This is a genomic window from Burkholderia pseudomultivorans (assembly GCF_001718415.1).
Taxonomy (GTDB): Bacteria; Pseudomonadota; Gammaproteobacteria; order Burkholderiales; family Burkholderiaceae; genus Burkholderia; species Burkholderia pseudomultivorans_A.
The window spans coordinates 771,783-794,573 of sequence record NZ_CP013377.1; the positions used below are offsets into that span (position 1 = coordinate 771,783).

The window sequence follows — 22,791 nt, forward strand, 5'->3', positions numbered from 1 at the left end:
GTTCGCCGTTCTGGCCTATCCTGTGCGAAACACACGCGACGCGCGCCGCGCGTGGCGTTTCGACCCAGGAGCATCGATGCCGAATCACGACGAAGCAACGACGACCCAGGCGCCGCAAGTCGCGCCTGCTCCCCCGGCCAAAGCGTCGGGCCCCGCCTTCATCGCCCCGGAAGCCGATTCGCAGGCGCCCGCGCGCAACAACCAGTACGTGCTGAAATCGGGCGACGCGTTCGTGGTCAGCGACGCGCTCGGCGACATCGGCGGCCGCGACGACGGCCTGTTCGTCGACGACATGCGCGTGCTGTCGAAATGGCGCCTGACGTTCGGCGGCCGCGCGCCGTCGCTGCTGTCGGGCGCGACCAGCGCCGACAACGCGTCGTTCACCGCGCACCTGACGAACCGCCCGCTGCCGCCGCTCGGCGGCCGCGAGACGCCGGAAGGCGTGATCCATATCGAACGACAGCGCGTGCTCGCGGGCGACGTGCTGTACGAGGCGCTGACGCTGACGAACTACGGCGCGAGCGAGGCCGAGGTGCCGCTGTCGGTGTCGTTCGCGGCCGATTTCAAGGACATGTTCGAAGTGCGCGGCACGCCGCGGCCGAAGCGCGGCACGGCCGCCGCGCCGAGCGTCGAGGCGGGCGCGGTGCGGCTGCGCTACGACGGCCTCGACGGCGTCGAGCGCAACGTGACCGTGAATTTCTCGCCGGCGCCCGACACGCTGTCGGTCGACCGCGCCGACTACACGCTGACGATCGCCGCGCAGGCGTGCATCTCGATCTACCTGACCGTCGACGCGACGCTCGGGCCGCGGCCGACCGAGGCGCCGGGCTGCGGCCGCGTCGCGCTGCGCACCGCGCTGGTCGGCGTGCACCGCACGATGCGCGCGCGGCGCGAGACGATGGCGCGCGTGCGCACCGGCAACCCGTTGTTCGACGCGTGGCTCGACCGTTCGCTCGCGGATCTCGGGCTGCTGACCACGCAGCTCGACACGGGGCCGTACCCGTACGCGGGCATTCCGTGGTTCTCGACGCCGTTCGGCCGCGACGCGGTGATCACGTCGCTGCAGATGCTGTGGCTCGAGCCGTCGCTCGCGCGCGGCGTGCTGCGTTTCCTCGCCGAGCATCAGGCGCGCGAGACGTCCGCGTTTCGCGATGCGGAGCCCGGCAAGATCATGCACGAGTTCCGCCGCAGCGAAATGGCCGCGACCGGCGAGGTGCCGTTCGCGCTGTATTACGGCGGTGTCGACACGACGCCGCTGTTCATCGTGCTGGCGGGCGCTTATGCGGAACACACCGGCGACGACGCGCTGATCGACGAGCTGTGGCCCGCGCTCGAGCGCGCCGCGCAATGGGTGCTCGACAAGTGCGACCGCAGTCCTTACGGGCTGCTCGATTACCAGCGCACGTCGGAGCGCGGGCTGGCGAACCAGGGCTGGAAGGACAGCCACGATTCGGTGTTCCACGCCGACGGCCGCTTCCCGGACGGCCCGATCGCGCTGGTCGAAGTGCAGGCCTATGCGTGCGCGGCGCTCGACGCGATGGCCGCATGCTCGAAGCGGCGCGGCCATGCGGCCGACGCGACGCGTTATGCGCTGCGCGCGAAGATGCTGCGCGAGCAGGTCGATGCGCTGTTCTGGATGCCGGACGGCGACTTCTACGGGATCGCGCTCGACGGTCACGGCGAGCTGTGCCGCGTGCTCGCGTCGAATGCCGGGCATCTGCTCGCGTTCGGGCTGCCCGACGCCGAACGCGGCGCGGCGGTCGCCGGCGTGCTCGGCTCGACGCTGTTCCAGACCGGCTGGGGGATCCGCACGCTCGCGGCCGGCCAGCCGCGTTTCAACCCGATGGCCTATCACAACGGCTCGGTATGGCCGCACGACAACGCGCTGATCGCGCGCGGCCTCGCGCGCTATGGCGACAAGACGGCCGCGGTGAACCTGCTGCGCTCGCTGTTCGAGGCCGCGGTCAGCTTCGAGATGCGCTTGCCCGAGCTGTTCTGCGGCTTCCCGCGCCGGCGCGGCGAGCCGCCGACCGCGTATCCGGTCGCGTGCCTGCCGCAGGCGTGGGCGGCCGGTGCGCCGTTCATGATGCTGCAGGCGTGTCTCGGCGTCAGCGTCGATGCGGCGCGCCACGAAGTGCGCGTCGAGCGCCCGGCGCTGCCGGAAGGCGTCGACTGGTTGCGGATCGACGAACTGCGGGTCGGTGACGAGAGCGTGTCGCTGACGTTCCGCCGCGTCGACGGCCAGGTGGTCGCGGCCGCCGAGCCGGGGCGCGTGAAGGTGGTCGCGGTGCTGTAGCGGCGCGCGGCGCGGACGTTGCGCGATGTCGCGTCACGTTCGCGCGCAGCGGCATAGAATCGTCACATGACCCTTGAGCAAATGTGGAGGCATACGATGACGACCGACAACCGGCCCGACGACGGCGAGCACAAGCTCGAGAACCTCGAAGCGGCGGTCGACCACCTGCACAAGTCGATCGAGTCGCAGAGCATCGCGGTCGGCGCGGCGAAGGGCATTCTGTTCAGCCTGATCGAGACGCTGGGCGCGCTGATCGGCGATCCGGACCTGCCGGAGCACGCGCGCTCGGGCTACGAGGCGCTGCGCGACAAGGCGAGCGAGCTGCGCGGCGGGCTCGAGCGGCACTGACGCCGGGCGCCGGCGTGCGCGCCGGCGCTGCCCGATTTCGGGGAGAACGCGCAAAACCCCGTGCGCTCAACGACTTGGCGGCGCGATGCGCAGGATATCCACAAGCTTGCCAACACAATCTGTGGAGAACCGGCGCGTCGTGCGCGCCGCGCGCGCGGGCGATGCGCGCGACTGTCAACCGGCCGCCGTCGCGCTGACCCGGTCGGCCCGGCGCTGAAAATATGCCGTTGTATCAAGATGTTACGTGCCGCGTCAGCAGGATATCCACAGGCTTGCCAACAAAATCTGTGGACAAGACCTGCCCGATTGCATCGCGTGGGTTGCGGATGCGGGCGGCGCGAGAAGTTTGGCGCGCGCGCTGCCCGATGTCCGCGTCGGCGCGGTAAATCGTGCGCGATCAAGGGTTTAGCGCCCGGGTACCCAGGATATCCACATCCTTGCCAACACTTTCTGTGGACAAGCGCGGCCGGCGCTATGCCGCCGGCGCCGCAGCCGCCGCCTCGGCGACGATCCAGTCGCGAAACAGCGTCATCGCCGGCGTCAGCGGTTTCGACTTCAGCGACGTGAGCCAGTAGCCGCCGGCTTCGACGTCGATGTCGAGCGGCCGCGCGAGCAGGCCGAGTTGCAGTTCGCGCGCAAACATGCAGGCCGGCGCGAGCGCCACGCCCGCGCCCTGCATCGCGGCTTCGACCATCAGCCGCGACGAATCGAACACGGGGCCGTTGACCGTCCACGGTTCGAGCTGCGCCGCGTCGAACCAGCCGAGCCATTCGTCGATCCGGTAGGACCGCAGCAGCGTCTCGTTCGCGAGATCGGCCGGCTGCGCGAGCCGTCGCGCGATCTCCGGCGCGCACAGCGCGGTGAGTGGCGCGTCGAGCAGCCGCTCGTTGCGCGTCGCGGGCCAGTTGCCTTCGCCGAAGCGGATCGCGAAGTCGAGGCCCTCGGCGGCGAGGTCGACGACGTTGTTGTGGGTGCGCAGCCGCAGTTCGACGAACGGATGCGTATCGCCGAACCGTTTCAGCCGCGGCATTAGCCAGCCTATGGCAAAGGTGCCGACGACGCCGAGCGTCAGCACCTCGTGCAGCCGCCCGCCCTCGAACTGCTTGAGCACTGTCTCGATGCGGCTGAACGCGTCGCTCAGCACCGGCAGCAGCGCGCGCCCTTCGTCGGTGAGACCGAGCCCGCGCGGCAGCCGTGTAAACAGCGTGCAGCCGAGCCGTTCCTCGAGCGCACGCACCTGCTGGCTGACCGCGGCCTGCGTCACGCTGAGCTCGAGGCCGGCGCGCGTGAAGTTCAGGTGGCGCGCCGACGATTCGAACGCGCGCAGCGCATTGAGCGGAAGATGAGGGCGGAGCTTGGCCATAAGAATTTCTTTCGTCAGTGCTCAATTATCGTTGCTTGTCAGCGGACCGTAAAGTCACGATAGTGCTGTCTCGCCGGCCGGCCGCCTTGCGTTCACGTCAGGACTTCATCGACGCCATTCTTCCATCACGAGACAACCGACATGACCTACTCATCGCAACGACGAACCCTGTTGCTGGCCGCGGCGGCGGCGCCGCTCGTCCTGGCCGCCGGCGCGCGCGCGGCGCAGCAGACCGCCGCGCCGGACCCGTCGAGCGCGGCCGCCGCGGCAGCCGCAGCGGCCCTGGCCAACGATGCCGACGCGCAGGCATACGACGCGCTGCAGGCGCTCGAGCGCGACGCGGGCGGCCGCCTCGGCGTGTACGCGGTCGACACCGCGAGCGGCCGCAGCGTCGAGCACCGCCCCAACGAGCGCTTTCCGTTCTGCAGCACGTTCAAGGCGATGCTGGCCGCGGCGGTGCTCGCGCAGAGCGTCGAGCGCCCGGCGTTGCTGCAACAGCGCGTGACGTACGGGAAGGCCGACCTCGTCAACTATTCGCCGGTGTCCGGCAAGCACGTCGACACCGGCATGACGGTCGCCGAGCTGTGCGCGGCCGCGATCCAGTACAGCGACAACTCGGCCGCGAACCTGCTGATGAAGCTGATCGGCGGCCCGTCGGCCGTGACCGCGTATGCGCGCTCGATCGGCGACGACACGTTCCGCCTCGATCGATGGGAGACCGAACTGAATACCGCGCTGCCCGGCGACCTGCGCGATACGACGACGCCGGCCGCGATGGCCGCGAGCCTGCGCGTGCTTGCGCTCGGCGATGCATTGCCCGCTGCGCAGCGCGCGCAGCTGCTCGAATGGCTGCGCGGGAACAAGGTCGGCGACAAGCGGATTCGCGCGGGCGTGCCGGCCGGCTGGCAGGTCGGCGACAAGACCGGCACCGGCGACTACGGGACGACCAACGATGCGGGCGTGATCTGGCCGACGTCGCGTGCGCCGATCGTGCTGGTCGTCTACTACACGCAGGCGCGCGCCGATGCGCGCGCGAAGGACGACGTGATCGCGGCCGTCGCGCGGATCGCGGTCGCGGCGTTCGGTTGAGCGGCGCGCACGCGACGCTGCGCTTGCGCGCCGCGTGAAACGGGCGGGCGGCATGCGTCTGCGCGACGCGTTGCCGCCATCGTGATCCGCGCGATTAAACGTTGTGAGATCAACGACTTGGCTCACGCATGCTCAGGATATCCACATCCTTGCCAACAAAAAGTGTGGACAAGCGGGCGGGTTCGCGCGTGCGAGGCGATGTGCGCGACGGCAACGCATCGGTTGGCGCGCGCGAATGCGGCCGTGCCCGATTTGCAGCGGCGCGGACAAAGCCTTTCGGATCAAGCGCTTGATCGTGGTATGCGCAGGCTATCCACACGCTTGCCAACAAAATGTGTGGACAAGCTCGGCGCGCGTCGCGCGACACGGCCATGCGCGCCGATGACCGGCCGGTCGCGTGCCGTTTTCGTAGCGCCGTGAACAAAGCCTTACGGATCAAGCGCTTGATCGCGGTATGCGCAGGCTATCCACATGCTTGCCAACACAATCTGTGGACAAGGAGGGGGCGTGTCGGGCCGCTGCGGCAGCCGGAGCGGCCGATCGTCGACGGCGGCTCGGCACACTGCCCAAACGATGGCGCGACGCATGAATCGTCGTGCGATCAACGGCTTAGCGCAGGCATGCGCAGGATATCCACAAGCTTGCCAACAAAATCTGGGGGTAAGTGGCGGGGCTGCGGCATCGTTTCGCGCGCGGGCGATTGCCCCGCATGCAGCGATGAGGCGTCCCGATGCGAAGTGCGCCGAAGCGCGCAAGGGGCGGCCGCTGTGCGACGCAGCGTCTGCATCACTTGTGCCAAAGCCCGTCGGATCAAGGGCTTAGCGTCGCGATGCGCAGGATATCCACAAGCTTGCCAACAAAATCTGTGGACAAGCCGGGCCTCGCGCGTGCGTCACGCGGATGCGGGAAACCGCACCGTCACGGTGAGCCCGCGCCCGCCGGCGGTCGTGCCGAGCGTGACCGCTGCGCGATGCTGTTCGGCAATGCGCTTGACGATCGACAGTCCGAGCCCGCTGCCCGGCGACGTGGCCGCCTGCGCGCCTTCGCCGCGATAGAAGCGCTCCCATACGCTGGTTCGCTCGGCCTCGGGAATGCCGGGGCCGTCGTCGGCGACTTCGAGCACCGGCGTCGCGCCGTCGAGCCGTGCGGACACGTCGACGCGCGCGCCGTCGCCCGCGTAGCGGATCGCGTTGTCGACGAGGTTGTTCAGCAGTACGCGCAGCGTGTCGACATTGCCCGCGGCCGGCACCGGCGACGACACGATCGCGCCGAGATCGATCCGGTGCGCGTCGGCGACGCGCGCGCGATCCGCGACCACCGACCGGCACAGCGCGGCGAGATCGACGGGCGCGAACGCGGACGCCTGCGCATCGGGTTCGAGGCGCGCGAGCGTCAGCAGCTGTTCGGCAAGATGGCCGAGACGCGTCGTACCCGCATGGATCTGCGTGAGGATCTGCTCGCGCTCGTCGGGCGTTGCCGCACGGCGCAGCAGTTGCGACTGGATCGACAGTCCCATGATCGGCGTGCGCAGCTCGTGCGCGGCATCGGCGATGAAGTGCCGCTGCAGCGTGAACGAGCGATCGAGCCGCGCGAGCAGGTCGTTGATCGCTTCGGCGAGCGGACGCACCTCGTTGGGCATCGACGCGATGTCGACCGGTTCGAGATTGTTCGCGTTCCTGCGTTTCAGGCCGGACGCGATCGTGCGCAGCGGCCGCAGTCCCGCGCCGATGCCGAACCACAGTCCGATCGCGAGCACCGGCAGCATCGAGAATACCGGCCACAGCAGATGCACGGCGATGCCGGCGATCGCTTCCCAGCGCGCATGACGCGCCTGCGCGAGCCGGATCGTCGTGCCGCCGCGCTCGGTCACGTAGGTGCGCCACGACTGGCCGCCGACATCGATGGTCGCGATGCCGTTCCGGGCAGGCGGCGGCAGGCTCGAATCGCGGTCCGTCGAATAGACGAGCTTGCCGTTGCGCCACATCTGCAGCAGCACCTCGTCGGGATCGTTGGCCTCGAAGTCGTGCTTGCCGTTGGCATGATTGCGGAACGACAGCTCGCCGTTCGGGCCGACCACGATCTGCTTCGACATGCTGCGCATCTGGTCGTCGAGCAGGTCGTCGAGTTCGCGCAGCGCGCCCCAGTAGGTGCCCGCGCTCGCGAGCAGGCCGATCACGCACGCGGCGGGCAGCAGCCACATCAGCAGGCGTCGTCGCAGCGATACGCCGCGCCAGCGCTCGATCGCGCGTCGCACGCGCGTCATGTGCCGTCACCGATCCGGTAGCCGACGCCGCGCACCGTGCGGATCATGTCGTGGCCGAGCTTCTTGCGCAGGTTGTGGATATGCACCTGCACCGCGTTGCTCTCGATTTCCTCGCCCCAGCTGTACAGCCGCTCCTCGAACTGCTCGCGCGAAATCACCGCGCCCGGATCTCGCATCAGCTCGTGCAGCAGCACGAACTCCTTCGGCGACAGCGGCACTTCGTCGTCGTTGAGCCAGACCTGGTGCCTGACGGGATCGAGCCGCAGCGCGCCGATCGCGAGCGTCGTCTGCGCGCGCCCGGCGTGGCGGCGGTTCACCGCGCGAATCCGGGCGAGCAGTTCCTCGAGCACGAACGGCTTGACGAGATAGTCGTCGGCGCCGCTGTCGAGGCCGGCGATGCGGTCCGGCACGCCGTCGCGCGCGGTGATGATGATCGCGGGCAGCGTTTCGTCGCGGCGGCGCAGCGATGCGAGCACCGACAGGCCGTCGCGGTTCGGCAGCCCGAGGTCGAGCAGCAGCAGGCCGTAGCCGGTCGAGCGCAGCGCGAGCGATGCGGCGTCGCCGTCCTTGACCCAGTCGACCGCGAAGCCTTCCTGTTTCAGGCCTTGTTCGAGCCCGCTGCCGATCAGCGGGTCGTCCTCGACGAGCAGTACACGCATGGGGGGAGGTCTCTTCAGCAGGGCGCGGGCGCCCGAAGCATCCATGATAAGCGGACGCGTATTAGGCGAAGCTTAAATGCCGGCAGCGCCGGCAAGGCAGGCGGGCGCGTTTTCGTACCGGTCCGATGCGGCGTCGTGTCACTTCGGCGCGGCCTTCAGGTTTGCTTAATCTTACGTTTCGTAAGCTTGACGCGTCGCGTTCAACGGAGCGCGACAGCCCATATCGAACAGAGGGAACGCAATCATGAATCATCTGGCCAGAATCCTGACCGTCGCGCTCGCCGTGCTGCCTGCCGCGGTCCATGCGCAATATACGGGGCCGTCCGCGATTACCACGACGACCGTGAAGGAACTGCTCGCGAACGGCAGGGACGATCAGCACGTGCAACTGCAGGGGCGCATCGTCCGGCACGTCGGCGGCGAGGACTACGAGTTCGCCGATGCGACGGGTGCGATCAGCGTCGAGATCGACGACAAGCTGTGGGTGGGCCGCCCGCCCGTCGGCGACAAGGACCAGGTGAAGCTGACCGGCGAGTTCGAGCGCAAGTGGTCGGGCCGCGTGAAGGTCGACGTCGATCACGTCGAAGTGCTGCGCTGACCGGCGCGCGCGGGGCCGGTGATACCATGGACGACCGGTTCCCGCTTTCACCCAGATGGCTGCCAATTTCGACGAACTCGCGTCCCGGATCCGGGCGCAATTTTCCGAGCTGAGCCCGCAATTCCAGGCGGGCGCGGCATTCCTGCTCGATCATCCCGACGAAGTCGCGACATCGTCGATGCGCAAGGTCGCGCAGCGCGCGCAGGTGCAGCCGGCGTCGCTCGTGCGGCTCGCGCAGCAGTTCGGCTTTCCCGGCTGGAACGAGTTGCGCGACCTATGCGTCGCGCGCGTGCGCACGCGCCCGGAGCCGCTGACGCAGCGCGCACGTTCGCTCGTGCGGCCCGACGCGAAGGCGTCGCTCGCGCACGACCTGCTTGCCGCGCAACAGCACAACCTGGCGGCGACCGCCGCGCAGAACGAGCACGCGCTCGCCGATGCCGCGAAGCTGATCCGCAAGGCGTCGCACGTGCATGTGGCCGGATTCCGCTCGTGCTATCCGGTCGCGTTCGGGCTCGTCTACGGCTATCGGCTGTTCCGGCCGACCGTGTCGCTGCTCAACGGCGTCGCCGGTTCGCTCGAAATGGAGCTGCGCACGATCGCGAAGCACAGCGTGACGGTGATCGTCAGCTTCGCGCCGTATTCGGCCGAAGCGACGCGCGTCGCCCAGGCCGCGAAGGCGCAGGGCAGCCGGATCGTCGCGATCACCGACAGCGCGGTCGCGCCGATCGCGCTGCATGCGGATGCGCAATTGATCTTCACGCACGACAGTCCGTCGTTCTTTCCGTCGCTGGTGGCCGCGCATGCGATGGCCGAGGCGCTGGTCGCGCAGCTGCTGGCGCTCGAAGGCAGCGATGCGATCGCCGAGCTCGAACGGGCGGAAGCGGAACTGCACGCGAAGGGCGCGTACGTGGTGTGATCGCGATGCGCGCCGCGATCGGCGACGACCGTTCGCCATTCCCTATCGAATCCCGTCGATGACGTTCCATTTCCAGGTCACGGACGCGGCGGACGCGAACGTCCGCAAGCAGATCGCCGCACCGCTCGTGCAGTTCAACGAAAGCCGGGCGGGGCCGATCGATCATCGCCCGCTTGCGGTGCTGGTCACCGATGCGAGCGAGACGATCGTCGGCGGCCTGTGGGGCAGCACGGGGTTCGGCTGGCTGCACGTCGATCTGCTGGTGGTGCCGGAGGCCGCGCGCGGGCAGCGCGTCGGCACGCGCATCATGCAGCTGGCGGAACAGGAAGCCGTGGCGCGCGGCTGCCGCGGCGCGTGGCTCGATACGTTCGACTTCCAGGCCCGGCCGTTCTACGAAAAGCTCGGCTATGTGCGCTTCGGCGAGCTGGCGGATTATCCGGTCGGGCATGCGCGCATCTTTCTGAAGAAGATCCTGGTGCCCTGAGTCGCGACGGCGGCGGCCCGCGTTTTAGCCGCGCGTCGCGATTGACGGCGTCGTTCGCGATCGCCTAGCATACCGCTCAGCGATGCAGGTCGCTTCCGGGTCCGCGGAAAGGGTTGAACCCACCTGTCGCATTGCTCTCGTCGATCCCTGTCCTTTGTGCTGGCGGTATTGCGGACCTTCAGCCATTTATGCACGAGGATCCGCATGAAAAAGCTGCCGTTTCAGGCCAATCTCGAACATCTGAAGAAACAGGCGAAGGAATTGTTGCGCCTGTATCGCCATCGCGATGCGAGCGCGATCGCCCGTTTCATCGAGCATCTTCCGGCCGCCGCGCACCGCTCGCCCGACGAAGTGGTCGCGCTCGACCTGCGGTTGCATGACGCACAGTCCTGCGTCGCGCGCGAGTACGGCTTTGCGTCGTGGGCCGATCTCGGCGCGTTCGTCGAGGCCCATGCGATCGCGGGGCACGAGCGATCGCGTCTGGTCCGTCGCTGGCTGGGGCTCGCGTATGGCGGCGACGTGACCGGCAGTTTCGACGCGGCCCGGCCGCGGGTCGCCGCGCAATTGCTGAACGAACATCCCGAACTCGTCGCGGACGATCCGTACGTGGCCTGTGCGGCGGGCGATCTCGATGCCGTCAAGCAGGCCGTGACCGCCGATCCGGCGTGGATCGGACGCGCGGGCGGCATGCTGAAGCTGCCGCCGCTCGTTGCCGTCACGCATTCGCGTCTCGCGCAGATTCCCGCGTTTGCCGCCGGGCTGCGCGCATGCGCGCGCTATCTGCTCGACGCCGGCGCCGATCCGAACCAGCGGATCGGCAACCGGTTCCCGCCGGCGTCGCTCGCGGCGCCCGACGAATCGCAGCCGTTGTCGGCGCTCTACGGCGCGGCCGGCATCAATCGCGATCCGGTGCTGACCGACATGCTGCTGAGTGCGGGTGCGGATCCGGACGACGGCGAGTCGCTGTATCACTCGCTGGAGAATCCGGCCTGCACGCGCATGCTGCTCGCGCGCGGTGCGCGCATCGACGGCACGAACGCGCTGCGGCGCGCGCTCGACATGCCGGATGCGACCGCGCTCGAATTGCTGCTCGCGCACGGCGCCGATCCCGACGAACCGGCCGGCGAAGGGCCGACGAAAGTGTGGGGCGCGCCGCTGTTGCGCGCGATTGCGCTGCGGCGGTCCGCGCGTCACGTCGCCGCGCTGCTGGCGGCCGGCGCAAATCCGCGCGTGCAGACGGCGGCAGGCGTCGGGGCGTATCGTCTGGCGATGCAGACCGGGTTGCTGGAAGTCGCGGACCTGCTGCGCGCAGCGGGCGCGGAGGAACCGCTGGATCCCGAAGACGAATTCGTGGCGGCTTGCGCGCGGGCGGATGCCGGTGAAGCGCGGCGCATTCAGGCGCGGCATCCGGAACTGCCCCGCGCACTGCCTGAAGACCGGTTGCGGTTGTTGCCGGATGCGGCGGCGTGGGGTTCCGGCGATACGGTGCAGGTGATGGTGGAACTGGGCTGGCCGCTCGACGCGCGCGGCGGCGACTGGGACGCGACCGCGCTGAACCATGCCGTTTTCCGCGGCAACGCGGCACTGACCGCGTTTCTGCTGTCGCACGGTGCCAGCTGGCGCGAAACCCAGGGCTTCGGCAGCGACGTGCTCGGCACGCTGTCGTGGGCGTCGGTCAACGAACCGGCCGACGTCGGCGAGCCCGACTGGGCGGCGTGTGCGCGCGCGCTGGTCGCGCACGGTCTGCCGGCCGCGGTGCGGGATCCGTCGGATCCCGAACGGCTGCTGATCGACGGCCGGTCGATGCGGTTTTCCGAGGCGGTGACCGAGGTCTTGCTGGCCGCTCGCGAAGCGCCGGCCGGATCGAGGTAAGCGGAAGCGGACGGGCGTCGCGCGGACGGCGGCGGAAGTCCGCGTCGGGGCCTGTCCGACGCGTACGCAGCCGATTGCGGCAACACGGCATTCGACTGCGATCGTGCTATTGAAGGGGCCTGCCGAATGGTTCGACGTCTCGACGCCGTACCGCCCCGCGCATCGGCATCGACACGTTTCATCCGTGCGCGAAACGTTCTTGCCGGTCGGCGGCGTATGCTGAATCCCTCTCGTCCCGATCAGGAGCACGCCGTGTCCCAGTCCGAGCTTCAAGCCCGTCATGCCGAAGCGTTCCGCGCGCTGCACGCGCGTCCTGGCGCGTTCATCATCCCTAACCCGTGGGATGCCGGCACCGCGCGCCTGCTGGCGATGGCCGGCTTCGAGGCGCTCGCCACCACGAGCGCCGGCTTTGCGTTCTCGCGAGGATTGCCCGACAGCGCGATCGGGCGCGACGCGATGCTCGAACATATCGCCGACATCGTCGCCGCGGGCCGCCTGCCCGTCAGCGCCGATCTCGAGAACGGCTTCGGCGACGCGCCGGCGATCGTCGCCGACACGATCCGGCTGGCGGCCGAGGCCGGCGCGGTCGGCGGCTCGATCGAGGATGCGACCGGCCGCGCCGATGTGCCGATCTACGCGTTCGACGCGGCGGTCGAGCGCGTCGCGGCGGCTGTCGAAGCGGCGCGCGCGCTGCCGTTCCCGTTCACGCTGACCGCCCGCTGCGAAAACTACCTGAATGGCCGCCGCGATCTCGGCGATACGATCGCGCGGCTCGTCGCGTATCGCGATGCGGGCGCGGACGTGCTCTACGCGCCCGGCGTGACCGATCCCGGCGAGATCGCGGCGATCACGCGCGCGGTGGGCGCGCCGGTCAATGTCGTGATGGGGCTGCAGGGCGGCCTGCTGAGCCTCGACGCGCTCGCGGCGCTCGGCGTGAAGCGCGTGAGCGTCGGCGGCGCGCTGGCGCGGGCCGCACTCGGCGCATTCCTGCGCGGCGCGATGGAAATGGCGCGCGACGGCACGTTTACGTTTGCGGAAGCCGCGGTGCCGGGGCGCGACCTGAACCGCTGGTTCGCGGCGCCGGACAATGCGCGCGTGTCGTTCGAACCATGACGCGGGATAAAAGCCCGAATCGTTTTCAGCCGAAACGGCGATTGACGATAATCAATCGACGAAGCGTTCGATTCAAACGCGGATGACGACGCGGCAAGCATCGATTATGCTCCGCGTGCCGCCCGCGCATTGCGGCGCAACTGCGCCGGCATGCGCCTGCCGCGCATCGCCGGCGCGGATTGTTGCGATTTCCTGAGCGGTCTGTTTGGACGCGCGGGCGTTGCGGGTTGTTTTCCGGATTGTTAATCTGCGTGACAGCCGGATAAAACCGGATAATCGGGCGGCAGCCGCCGGAAAAAAATCAATATATAAAAAAACTGAGAGAACCATGACGATCCGAGAAAATCACCGCAGCAGGTTTCGCGTCGGCGATGTCGTGACGCTGAAAACCGGCGGGCCGCGCATGACGGTCACCTACGCCGGGCCGGTCGTGTTCGACGACGCCGACTGGCTGATCTGCCAGTGGTTCGACGACAGCGGCCATTTCCGCCAGGAAATGTTCCATCACGAGACGGTCGTGCCCGAGCCGCGCGCGATTTCGGCCGGGCGCGTACGCGTGCGGATGCTGGCGCATCGCTACCGGTCGGCGGCCTGACGCCGACGCGTATCGGGCGAGGCCGCCCGCGGCGCTTGCCGCGAACGCTGGCAGTCGCGCAATGCGTTGCATCGTACCGGCCGATACAGGCCGGCACGTCGCCGCTGCGCGGAAACGCTCCACACCGCGCGTTCAGCGACATTTCATGCCAGGCCGAAACATGCGGCCGCCGGTTGCGCCGATACTGATCGCATGAACCCGACCGATCCCATTGCCGCGGTCACGCACCGCGATCCTTACCCCTATTACGCGACGCTCGTCGACGGGCCGCCGCTCGCATTCGACGCGTCGCTCGGCCTGTGGGTCGCGAGCCGCGCGGCGAGCGTCGCGGCCGTGCTCGGCCATCCGGCCTGCCGCGTTCGTCCGCTCGACATGCCCGTGCCGCCCGCGCTGCGCGGCACGACGGCGGGCGCGCTGTTCGGCGAACTGGTGCGCATGAACGATGGCGCGTTGCGGCACGACGTGCCGAAGCAGGCGCTGCGCACGGCACTCGCATCGGTCGATGCGCGTGCGTTGCGCGACCGGGCCGCGCGGATCGCAGCCGGGCGCCTGCCGGCGCGGCTCGATGCCGACGCACTGAACGCGTGGTGCATGACGACGCCCGTGTGTGCGGTCGCCGCCCAACTCGGCTTCGACGAGTCGCAGTTCGACGGCATCGCCGCATCGGTCGTCGACTTCGTCGCCGCGCTGTCGCCGTTGTCGGACGCCGCGGCGCTGGCGCGGGCGAGCGATGCGGCGCGGCAACTGCTGGACCGGATGACCGAGCGCGTCGCGAACGCGCATGCGCAGGACGGCACGCTCGTCGACGCGATCCGGCAGTCGGCGCGCGAGACGGGCTGGCACGCGAGCGGTGCGCTGGTCGCGAATCTGGTCGGCCTGCTGTCGCAGACCTGCGAGGCGACGGCCGCGTGGCTCGGCAATGCAGTCGTCGCGTGGCATCAAACGAACGGCACGGCCGAAACGGCGCGGGATGACGCCGCACTCGACGCATTCGTCGCCGAGGTCGGGCGTTTCGATTCGCCGGTACAGAACACGCGGCGCTTCGTTGCCGCGCGCACGACGATCGAAGGCACGAGCGTGGAAGCCGGCGACGCGATCCTCGTCGTGCTGGCCGCCGCGAACCGCGATCCGGCCGTGCATAGCGACCCGCAACGGCTGATGCCGGGCCGCGCGGCGGGGCCGAATTTCGGTTTCGGCACGGGGCCGCACGCTTGTCCGGGCGAACGAATCGCGCGGGCGGTGACGGTGGGAGCGTTCGGGGCGCTGTTGCGCGCGGGCGGCGGGCCGCCGCGCGATGCGCTGAAGTGGGGCTATCGGGCCTCGACCAACGTCAGGATGCCGAAGTTCGAGGCGAGGCCGTAACGGGAGCAGCGGGGCTCAGCGGCAGCCTTGCTTTTCCGCCCATTGTTCCTGGGCGGCGACGCGGCGCTGCACGCGTTCGACGAGACCGGCCGAGAAGGTCCGCATGCTGACGCCGCGGCGCTTTGCGAGGATCGTCTGCGCGACGTCGGTTTGCGGGTTCGGCTGACAGGCCCAGTAGAGCGTCATCAGCCAGCCGATGACGGTCCACCCGAACAGCGCGTTGAACAGCGCGATCGTCAGCTTGTCGTGCCGGGCGCGCCGGTCGGCGACGACGGCCGGCAGGAAATAGAGCGCGATCGCGGCAACCGAACCGGCGACTTGAATCAGGACTGCGTTCTGCATGGTGCTGCTCCGTCCGAACTGCAATGAGGCTGATTGTCGCGCTTTTTCGGTTCGTGTGCCGGCAATTGATTGTTGCGCTTTTGGTGATGATCAGCCCGCGGCCGCTACCGCCGGCGCGGCATCGTTGCTCAGCGCGAAACCTTCGTCGAGCCAGCCGGTGATGCCGCCGATCATCAGCTTCACGGGCCGGCCGAGGCGCGCCAGGCCGATCGCCGCGCGCGTGGCGCCGTTGCAGTGCGGGCCGGCGCAATAGACGACGAACAGCGTGTCGGCCGGATAGTCGGCGAGCTTGCCCGCGACGATCTTGCGGCGCGGCAGGTTGAGCGCGCCCGGCACGTGGCCGGCCGCGTACTGGTCGGGGCCGCGCACGTCGAGCAGCACGAAATCGGGCGCGCCGGAGGCGAGCGCGTCGTGCACGTCCCAGCAATCGGTCTCGAAGCGCAGCGATGCCTCGAAATGAGCCAGGGCGGCGGGGCTGTCGGCGGCGGGAACGTCGGTGACGCAGGACATGGGCAGGTTCTCCTTGAATGGTCGGGAAACGGACTGGAATGAAGGGCAGTATCGCGGTTCCGCGTGCCGCGCGGCAGTGGCGCGATCGACAAGTTCCGGTAACATCGCGCCATGAAAAATCATCTCGTCGTCGCGCTGGCCTACGACCGGCTCTGCACCTTCGAATTCGGCTGCACGGTCGAATTGTTCGCGCTCGAACGTCCGGAACTCGGCGTCGACTGGTATCGCTTCGCGGTCTGCGCGAGCGAGCCCGGCCCGGTGCGCGCGGCGGGCGGCATCACGGTCGCCGCACCGTACCGGCTCGCGATGCTCGATCGCGCGGACACGATCGTGATTCCCGGCTGGCGCGATGCGGACGAACCGCCGCCGGAGCCGCTGCTGAAGAAACTGCGCGCCGCGCATCGTCGCGGCGCGCGGCTGTGCTCGATCTGCTCGGGCGTGTTCGTGCTGGCGGCGGCCGGCGTGCTCGACGGCCTCACCGTGACGACGCACTGGCGCTATGCGGAGAAACTGCAGGCGCGCTATCCGGCGCTGCGCGTGAATCCCGACGCGCTCTACGTCGACGAAGGGCAGATCGTCACGTCGGCCGGGTCCGCGGCCGGGCTCGACATGCTGCTGCATCTGGTGCGCCGCGATCACGGCGGCGCGATCGCGAATCGCGTCGCGCAGCGTCTCGTGCTGCCGCCGCATCGCGACGGCGGACAGGCGCAGTTCGTGCCGCGCCCGGTTGCGCCGGGCGGCAGCGACCGGCTCGCGAAACTGATCGACTGGATGCGCGCGCACGCGGCCGAGCCGCACACGCTGGCATCGCTCGCCGCGCAGGCCGCGATGAGCCCGCGCACGCTGCAGCGGCAGTTCGCCGACGCAACGGGCATGTCGCCCGTCGCGTGGCTGATCCGCGAGCGCGTGAACGTCGCGAAGGACATCCTCGAAGCGCATCCCGCGCTGTCGCTCGCGCAGGTCGCCGCGCGCGCGGGCTTCGGTTCGGAAGAATCGCTGCGCCGGCATTTCCGCCGCGTCGCGGCGACAAGCCCGGCCGCTTACCGGCGCGAGATGGATCATGGCGTAAGATCCGGGAACGCTTGAGCGTCGCGCGCGGTCGCGACGACGGCTTTCGTACCCGGCGGCGCACGGCCGAACCGGGGCATTCCGGACGGAAGCAAGAACAATGACAATGACCTTGAGAGAGAACCTCGGCTACGGCTTTTCGCGCGACGACGCGCATGTGTACTACCACGACGGCCCGTTGCATGACCGGGACGGCAAGCCGATCGAAGGAATCGCACTCGACGGCTTCCGGCCGTTGTCTGCCTATCTGGCGACCGACGGCGTGCGGGCGTACGCGCGGACCTACACGTGGCTTCGCTTCACCGTGCTCGACGTCGACGCGGCGACGTTCCGGCGGCTCGACGAGTCGCATGCGGCCGATGCGAAGCATGTGTACTTCCAGAATCGCCGCTTGAACGGCGCATCGCCGGAGCGCTTCCGTCTGCTGGACCATGCGTGGGGGCACGATGACCGCTATCTGTTCCACTACGGCCGGCGCATGCGCGGCGCGGATCCGGCGACGCTGCGCCGGGTCGGCCGCTATCTGGTCGATGCGCAGCGCGTCTGGTACGCCGGGCGCGAGGTGAAGGGCGCCGACCCGGCGAGCTTCGTCAGCCCGGAAGAGGTCGCGCCGGACATGGCGACCGATCGGGCGCGCCCCTATCGTTACGGCGCTGCCAGCGATCCGGGCCCGCGCGAATGGTGGGAGCGCGACTGGTCGCCGTTCTTTGTCGAACGCCCCGAACTGCAAGGCTACTGGTGGCATGCGCTGGTCGCACAAGCGGCATCGGAGCCGGCAGTCACGGAGCTGGGCGGCGGGTTCCGCATCGTCGGCGATCAGCTGTACCTGAACGAGCAGGCGCTGCTCGAACCGGATGTCGCGACGGTGCGCTGGCTCGGCGAGTCGTTCATCGCGGATCGCGAGCGGCTCTATTCGTATGCCGAGTATCACAAGGGCTTTCTCACGGGCGGGCCGCTGCCCGGCGATCCGGCGCAATGGCGCCATCTGGGCGGGCCGTGGTACCAGGCCGGCGACCATTGCTATCGCCTGTCATGGCGCGGTCACGCCGAAGCGGCGAAGGTCGACGGAAAAACCTTCGAGATACTGAACGATATCCATGCGAGGGATCGCAACGGCGTGCTGTGCATGCTGGTGCGCAAGCGCGGCATCGATCCGCAGCGCGCCGAAGTCGTCGAGGGCGCCCATCTGCGCGAAGGCGATCGCCTGTTCTACTACGGCAAGGAGGTGAAAGCCCGGTTCGATGTCGCGACGCTCGAAGTCGTCGGGCATGGCTTCCTGCGCGACGGACAGGGCCGGCTGCTGCAGTACAACCAGCCGTATCGTCGCGGCGTTCACGGCCCGACGCTGACGTTCCTGTCGCAATACTTCGCACGCGACCGTGCGCGGGCCTACGTCTACTGCAACGGCAGCGAACTCGTGCCGCTGTCCGGTGTCGATCCGGCCGGTTTCCGGCTCGAGCAACCCGAGGTCGCGACCGACGGCACGCGGCGTTACGTCTACCAGGCATGGCTCGCGGCATGGCAGGCGCGGGAGCGCGAGCCGATGCCCGACTATGTGCCGCCCGGCCCCGAATCCGATGGACCGGGCGGTGACGCGCCGGAAGACCGGCCCGTGGCTGACGATGCGGTGCCGGGAGAGCGCGACGATGCTTCCGCCGTGCACGCGGCAGCGGCACACGAATCGGGTGCGCCGGTCGCTGCGGAGCCGGCGGCCGGATCGTGGGCGTCGCCCCTCGCGGCATCGCCGCCCGCCCGTCCGGCGTTCGTGCTCGACTGGGCGCGCGACGTCACGGGCGAGTTGCGGCTCGTCGTGGCGGGCAAGCGATTCTGCGATATCTGGGATCTGGCGCAACGGCGCGTGGTCGCGTCGTTCGAATTGCCGTGCACCGTCGTGCCGGACGACGAAACGCCGTCCCCGACGGACTTGCTGCGCGATCTGCCGGTGAGCTGCGCGGCCGACGCGACGCAGTCGACGCTGGTTGTCGCGTTCTGGGACGACGCGGCGCTGTACCGTATCGATGCCGCGAGCGGCGCGGCGACTGAATGCTGGCGCGCCGACGGTCGCTACGATTATCTCGAGCGTGTCCATCTGACGGCCGATGCGCGCGAAGCGTGGGTGCGCGTCGTCAATCGCCTCTATCGCGTTCCGTTGTTCGACGGCGGCACGCTCGACGTGCTCGACTACGACATGGCCGACCAGCGCTTCACCGATGCGCCGTTCGCGGTAAGCGCCGACGGACGCCGCCGCGCATTCGTGCGGGACGGCGGGGTCGTGATTCGAGCCGACGGCGCGGCGGAGCGCGTGCTGCCCGGCGCGAGCAACGGCTTTCCGTGCGCGTTTTCGGCCGACGGTGAACGTCTGGTGGCGCGCGACGCGAAACAGGTGCTGCGCGTGTTCGACGTCGACAGCGGCAAGCGGCTCGCGCTGCATCGCGGCGCATGGTGCGAGCGCAGGTGGACCCGCAGCCTCGCAGGCTGGGTCGGCGATCGCCTCGTGTTCGCCGGTTTGCCGACAAACGCGCGCGGCCACGCCGAAGTGTGGGACGTGCTCGACGACCGTCTGCTGTTCTGCATCGGCGACGACGCGACCGACGTGCCGGTGCGGGCGCCGGGCGCCGGCTGATCGGTGCAGGCGTTTCTCGCAATCGACTTGGCACCGGCGCAGGATTGCAATCGCCGTGCGGCGGTGCGAAGTGCGCCGCACGCCTTCGGCGCGACGCATGTCCCGCCGTTCACGCACGATCATTACAAGGAAAACCAACATGGGCCTGCTGGGAAAACTGTTCGGAAAAAAACCGCGCGACGCGACGGCATCCGCGTCGACTTCGACTGTCGATGCAGCCGACGAAGCTCGCGAAGCAGCCGGGCAACGCGCCCCCGACATCGCGCCGGAACTCGCATCCGCACTGGCTGCGTTCCAGTCCGACCGGCACGAGGCCGCGATCGCGGCGGCCGCGCCGCATGCAGCGCGACTCGCCGATGCGGCGCGGCTGTGCGCGCTCGCATACTCGGCGATGCAGCGTTATCCGGAAGCGTTCCCGTACTGGCTCGCCTTGTTCGACAAGGAGCCGAGCGCGCACAACGCCGTGCAGCTCGCGACGACGTCGGTGATGTGCGGCGAGGTGGCGCGCGGCGAAGCGTGGATGCAGAAGGCCGCCGAGGTCAATCACGACACGCACGAGCAATCCGACGTCGCCGCGCGCGTGAACTTCATTTCGGCGCTGATGCAAAGCGGCCATCTGCGCGAGGCGCTGCCGCATCTCGCCTGGGTGCGCGACGTCTACGGCCACGTGCGCATCACCGATTCGACCTTCCTCTATATGCGCGGCATTCCGTTCTTTTCGTCGTTTCTCGAACGCAGCCTGGAGATCCTGAAGGCCACGCAGCCGGCCGACGCAATCGCGTCGTGGTACGGCGAACTGACGGGCAAGCTCGACGAAGAGGGCGAGGCGCAGCTTGCCGCATGGATCGGCCAGCTGCCGGGGCAGCCGGCCGCGTGACGGACGGCGGCCGTCGCCCGGTGTGTCGCGCGCCGCCATGCGATGGCTCGACGGCGCGCGACGCGTACGCTCAGCGCGTATTGCCGCCGTCGCGTTTCGGCTGCTTGATGCACGCGATCCGGTACACGCCGTCCTCGACCTCGACGCCGTGCGTGTCGTGCGTGAAGCCGGGGAAGCGCAGGTCGTACTGTTCGAGCGCCTTCAGGTAGCCGAGCAGCGGGCCGTCGGCCGGCCCTGCGTTCTCGCCCGGCATCAGCAGCGGAATGCCCGGCGGATACGGGACCACGCCGGTCGCGACGGTGCGGCCTTCCATCTCCGACAGCTCCAGCATCTCGATGTCGTTGTGCACCAGATGCTCGAACGCCTCGGCCGGGCTGAAATCCGGCTTCGGCAGCGTCGAGAAGCCGCGCGACATCATCTCGGTCGTCTTCAGGTCGCTCATCGCAGCGAACATCAGGTCGCACAGATCGCGCAGGCCGAGCTTGCGGTAGCGGTCCGGATAGCGTGCGACGAGGTCGGGCAGCGCCTGTTCGAGCGACACGTTCGCGTCGTAGTCGCGCTTGAAGTCGAGCAGCGTGTTGACGAGCGTGCCCCACTTGCCCTTCGTCACGCCGAGCGAGAACAGGAACAGGATCGTGAAGTCGGTGGTCTTCTCGACCACGATCCCGTGCCGGTCCAGATAGGCGGTGACGACCGAGGCCGGAATGCCGACCGGCATCAGCCCGCCATGCGGCGCGACGCCCGGCGTGACGATCGACACCTTGATCGGGTCGAGCATGCAGTAGTCGTCCTCGATATCGCCGAAGCCGTGCCACGCGTCGCCCGGATGGAGCACCCAGCACGACGGATCGGTCGCGAGCAGCGTCTCGTCCGCTTCATGGAAGCGCACGCGCCGGCCTGTCCTGCGGTCCACCACGGTGTCGGGCTGCCAGCCGTTGAAGAACCAGTCGTTGTTCTCCGCGCATTCGGCGTGCAGGCGTCCGAGCATCTGGCGGAACGCGACGGCCTCGCGGATCGCGTCAGTCGTCAGCGCTTCGCCGCCGGGGCCGTCCATCATCGCGGCGCTCACGTCGTTCGACGCGATGATCGCGTAGTTCGGCGACGTCGACGCATGCATCATGTACGCCTCGTTGAAGCGCGCATGCTCGATCGGGTTGCGGCCGTCGCGGACGTGGATGAACGATGCCTGCGACAGCGCGGCGAGCAGCTTGTGCGTCGACTGCGTCGCGAACACGGTCGGCTTGCTGGCGTCGTGCTGCGCCGGGTCGCCGTGCATCGCATGGCGATCGCGATAGATCGGGTTGAAGCGCGCATAGCCGTACCATGCTTCGTCGAAATGCAGCCGGTCGACGCTCTGGCCGAGCAGTGCTTCGACGCGCGCGACGTTGTAGCAGAGGCCGTCGTACGTCGAGTTCGTGAGCAGCGCATGCACCGGCGTCGCGTCGATGCCGTCGCGGCCGCGCACGAGCGGGTTCGCGTCGATCGCGAGCCGCACCGCGGCGGCCGTCAGCCGCTCGGGCATGATCGGCCCGATGATGCCGTAGTGATTGCGCGACGGGATCAGGTAGGTCGGGATCGCGCCCGACATCGTGATCGCATGCTCGGCCGACTTGTGGCAGTTGCGGTCGCACAGCGCGACCTGGTTGCGCGTGACGCTCGCCATCAGGATCACGCGGTTCGACATCGACGAGCCGTTCGTCACGTGATACGTGCGGTGCGCGCCGAATACGCGGGCCGCATAGCGTTCGCTGTCGCCGATCGGACCCGAGTGATCGAGCAGCGAGCCGAGTTCGCCGACCGAGATCGACAGGTCGGAGCGGAACAGCGATTCGCCGAAGAATTCGAAATAGGCGCGGCCGACCGGCGATTTCAGGAACGCGGTGCCGCCCGTGTGGCCGGGCGTGTGCCACGAGTATTCGTACACGCGCGAGAACTGCGCGAGCGCGCGGAACATCGGCGGCAGCACGGTTTCGCGATAGCGTTCGATCGCGGCGACGATCCGGCCGCCGATGAACGCGGTGGTGTCTTCGAGCAGCCAGATGAAGTCGTCGGCCTTGCGCATCGCGTCGACGGGAATCGCGGACGCACTCGCGCGGCTCGCGAGCAGGAACACGGGCACCGTCGCATTGCGCGCACGCATCGCGTCGAGCACGACCTGCGCGGGCGTGTGCTGCGAATCGTCGCCGAGCTCCCAGTTGAGCAGCAGGCACTGGATTGCCGGATCGGCATCGACGACCGCGCGCGCATCGTCGGCGGACGTCGCGATCACGACGTCGACAAGCCGCGCGCGCAGCTCGTCGGCGAGCGCCGTCGCGGCGCGTCCGGTGGCCGTGCGTGCGTCGATGTCGTGCTGCACGAGCAGCGCCTTCATGCCGAGGCGACGGAACGCCTGTTGGGTCAAGGAAGCGGTCAT

The 22,791-nt window shown here is 69.0% G+C and carries 20 protein-coding genes; 13 read left to right on the top strand and 7 right to left on the bottom strand.

The window, feature by feature from the left end; all coding sequences use genetic code 11:
* Positions 1-76 precede the first annotated feature (76 nt).
* Both WS57_RS03320 and WS57_RS03325 read left to right on the top strand, forming a co-directional pair.
* Positions 77-2,296 (top strand): amylo-alpha-1,6-glucosidase, encoded by a 2,220-nt coding sequence (locus tag WS57_RS03320; protein WP_069243752.1) that lies wholly within the window; start codon positions 77-79, stop codon positions 2,294-2,296.
* A 96-nt stretch (positions 2,297-2,392) separates the two neighbouring features.
* Positions 2,393-2,644, top strand: coding sequence for a hypothetical protein (locus tag WS57_RS03325; RefSeq protein ID WP_009694579.1), 252 nt, complete (start codon positions 2,393-2,395; stop codon positions 2,642-2,644).
* Between the two features lie 472 nt (positions 2,645-3,116).
* On the opposite strand, the gene penR is transcribed toward WS57_RS03325, so the two are convergent.
* Positions 3,117-4,007, bottom strand: a complete 891-nt coding sequence (penR, locus tag WS57_RS03330; protein WP_040131212.1) for a beta-lactamase transcriptional regulator PenR — start codon at positions 4,005-4,007, stop codon at positions 3,117-3,119.
* A 141-nt stretch (positions 4,008-4,148) separates the two neighbouring features.
* On the opposite strand from penR, the gene blaPEN-bcc reads away from it, so the two are divergent.
* Positions 4,149-5,096, top strand: a complete 948-nt coding sequence (blaPEN-bcc, locus tag WS57_RS03335) for a PEN family class A beta-lactamase, Bcc-type (RefSeq protein ID WP_069243753.1) — start codon at positions 4,149-4,151, stop codon at positions 5,094-5,096.
* A gap of 892 nt (positions 5,097-5,988) precedes the next feature.
* Here blaPEN-bcc and WS57_RS03340 read toward each other — a convergent pair.
* Positions 5,989-7,359 carry an ATP-binding protein gene (locus WS57_RS03340; RefSeq protein WP_069243754.1) on the bottom strand — a complete coding sequence of 457 codons (1,371 nt, stop codon included), beginning with the start codon at positions 7,357-7,359 and terminating at the stop codon, positions 5,989-5,991.
* Positions 7,356-8,018 (bottom strand): response regulator, encoded by a 663-nt coding sequence (locus WS57_RS03345; protein WP_069243755.1) that lies wholly within the window; start codon positions 8,016-8,018, stop codon positions 7,356-7,358. The genes WS57_RS03340 and WS57_RS03345 overlap by 4 nt, the downstream gene beginning before the upstream one ends.
* Before the next feature lie 244 nt (positions 8,019-8,262).
* Here WS57_RS03345 and WS57_RS03350 point away from each other — a divergent pair, with 244 nt between their 5' ends.
* The 5 genes from WS57_RS03350 (at position 8,263) to WS57_RS03370 (ending at position 13,001) form a co-directional block, all read left to right on the top strand.
* Complete coding sequence (locus tag WS57_RS03350; protein ID WP_009695058.1) at positions 8,263-8,616, top strand: YgiW/YdeI family stress tolerance OB fold protein; 354 nt, start codon at positions 8,263-8,265, stop codon at positions 8,614-8,616.
* A 55-nt stretch (positions 8,617-8,671) separates the two neighbouring features.
* Positions 8,672-9,532: a MurR/RpiR family transcriptional regulator gene (locus tag WS57_RS03355; protein WP_009695059.1), complete on the top strand. Its 861-nt coding sequence runs from the start codon at positions 8,672-8,674 to the stop codon at positions 9,530-9,532.
* 58 nt (positions 9,533-9,590) lie between these two features.
* Entirely contained in the window at positions 9,591-10,016 is a 426-nt protein-coding gene (locus tag WS57_RS03360; RefSeq protein WP_009695060.1) for a GNAT family N-acetyltransferase, read from the top strand.
* 204 nt (positions 10,017-10,220) lie between these two features.
* Entirely contained in the window at positions 10,221-11,888 is a 1,668-nt protein-coding gene (locus WS57_RS03365) for an ankyrin repeat domain-containing protein (protein ID WP_069243756.1), read from the top strand.
* Between the two features lie 252 nt (positions 11,889-12,140).
* Positions 12,141-13,001 (top strand): isocitrate lyase/PEP mutase family protein, encoded by an 861-nt coding sequence (locus tag WS57_RS03370; protein WP_069244332.1) that lies wholly within the window; start codon positions 12,141-12,143, stop codon positions 12,999-13,001.
* Positions 13,002-13,073: 72 nt separating this feature from the next.
* Here the strand turns inward: WS57_RS03370 and WS57_RS36800 are convergent, their stop codons facing one another.
* Positions 13,074-13,331, bottom strand: coding sequence for a hypothetical protein (locus tag WS57_RS36800; protein WP_155774256.1), 258 nt, complete (start codon positions 13,329-13,331; stop codon positions 13,074-13,076).
* Here WS57_RS36800 and WS57_RS03375 point away from each other — a divergent pair.
* Both WS57_RS03375 and WS57_RS03380 read left to right on the top strand, forming a co-directional pair.
* The gene (locus WS57_RS03375) at positions 13,330-13,596 is read left to right on the top strand and encodes a YodC family protein (protein WP_059481449.1); all 267 of its coding nucleotides are present in this window, start codon (positions 13,330-13,332) and stop codon (positions 13,594-13,596) included. The genes WS57_RS36800 and WS57_RS03375 overlap by 2 nt on opposite strands.
* Before the next feature lie 192 nt (positions 13,597-13,788).
* On the top strand, positions 13,789-14,958 hold the full coding sequence (locus tag WS57_RS03380; protein ID WP_069243757.1) for a cytochrome P450: 1,170 nt from the start codon (positions 13,789-13,791) through the stop codon (positions 14,956-14,958).
* A 15-nt stretch (positions 14,959-14,973) separates the two neighbouring features.
* On the opposite strand, the gene WS57_RS03385 is transcribed toward WS57_RS03380, so the two are convergent.
* Positions 14,974-15,300: a superinfection immunity protein gene (locus WS57_RS03385; RefSeq protein WP_009690805.1), complete on the bottom strand. Its 327-nt coding sequence runs from the start codon at positions 15,298-15,300 to the stop codon at positions 14,974-14,976.
* A 90-nt stretch (positions 15,301-15,390) separates the two neighbouring features.
* Positions 15,391-15,810: a rhodanese-like domain-containing protein gene (locus tag WS57_RS03390; RefSeq protein ID WP_009690806.1), complete on the bottom strand. Its 420-nt coding sequence runs from the start codon at positions 15,808-15,810 to the stop codon at positions 15,391-15,393.
* Between the two features lie 111 nt (positions 15,811-15,921).
* On the opposite strand from WS57_RS03390, the gene ftrA reads away from it, so the two are divergent.
* The 3 genes from ftrA to WS57_RS03405 all read left to right on the top strand — a co-directional run bounded on the left by ftrA (position 15,922) and on the right by WS57_RS03405 (position 20,378).
* Positions 15,922-16,896, top strand: a complete 975-nt coding sequence (gene ftrA / locus WS57_RS03395; protein ID WP_059605836.1) for a transcriptional regulator FtrA — start codon at positions 15,922-15,924, stop codon at positions 16,894-16,896.
* Between the two features lie 88 nt (positions 16,897-16,984).
* Complete coding sequence (locus WS57_RS03400) at positions 16,985-19,501, top strand: DKNYY domain-containing protein (protein WP_069243758.1); 2,517 nt, start codon at positions 16,985-16,987, stop codon at positions 19,499-19,501.
* Positions 19,502-19,640: 139 nt separating this feature from the next.
* Complete coding sequence (locus WS57_RS03405; RefSeq protein WP_059605829.1) at positions 19,641-20,378, top strand: hypothetical protein; 738 nt, start codon at positions 19,641-19,643, stop codon at positions 20,376-20,378.
* A 70-nt stretch (positions 20,379-20,448) separates the two neighbouring features.
* Here WS57_RS03405 and WS57_RS03410 read toward each other — a convergent pair whose 3' ends face one another.
* On the bottom strand, positions 20,449-22,791 hold the full coding sequence (locus tag WS57_RS03410) for an Orn/Lys/Arg decarboxylase N-terminal domain-containing protein (protein WP_069243759.1): 2,343 nt from the start codon (positions 22,789-22,791) through the stop codon (positions 20,449-20,451).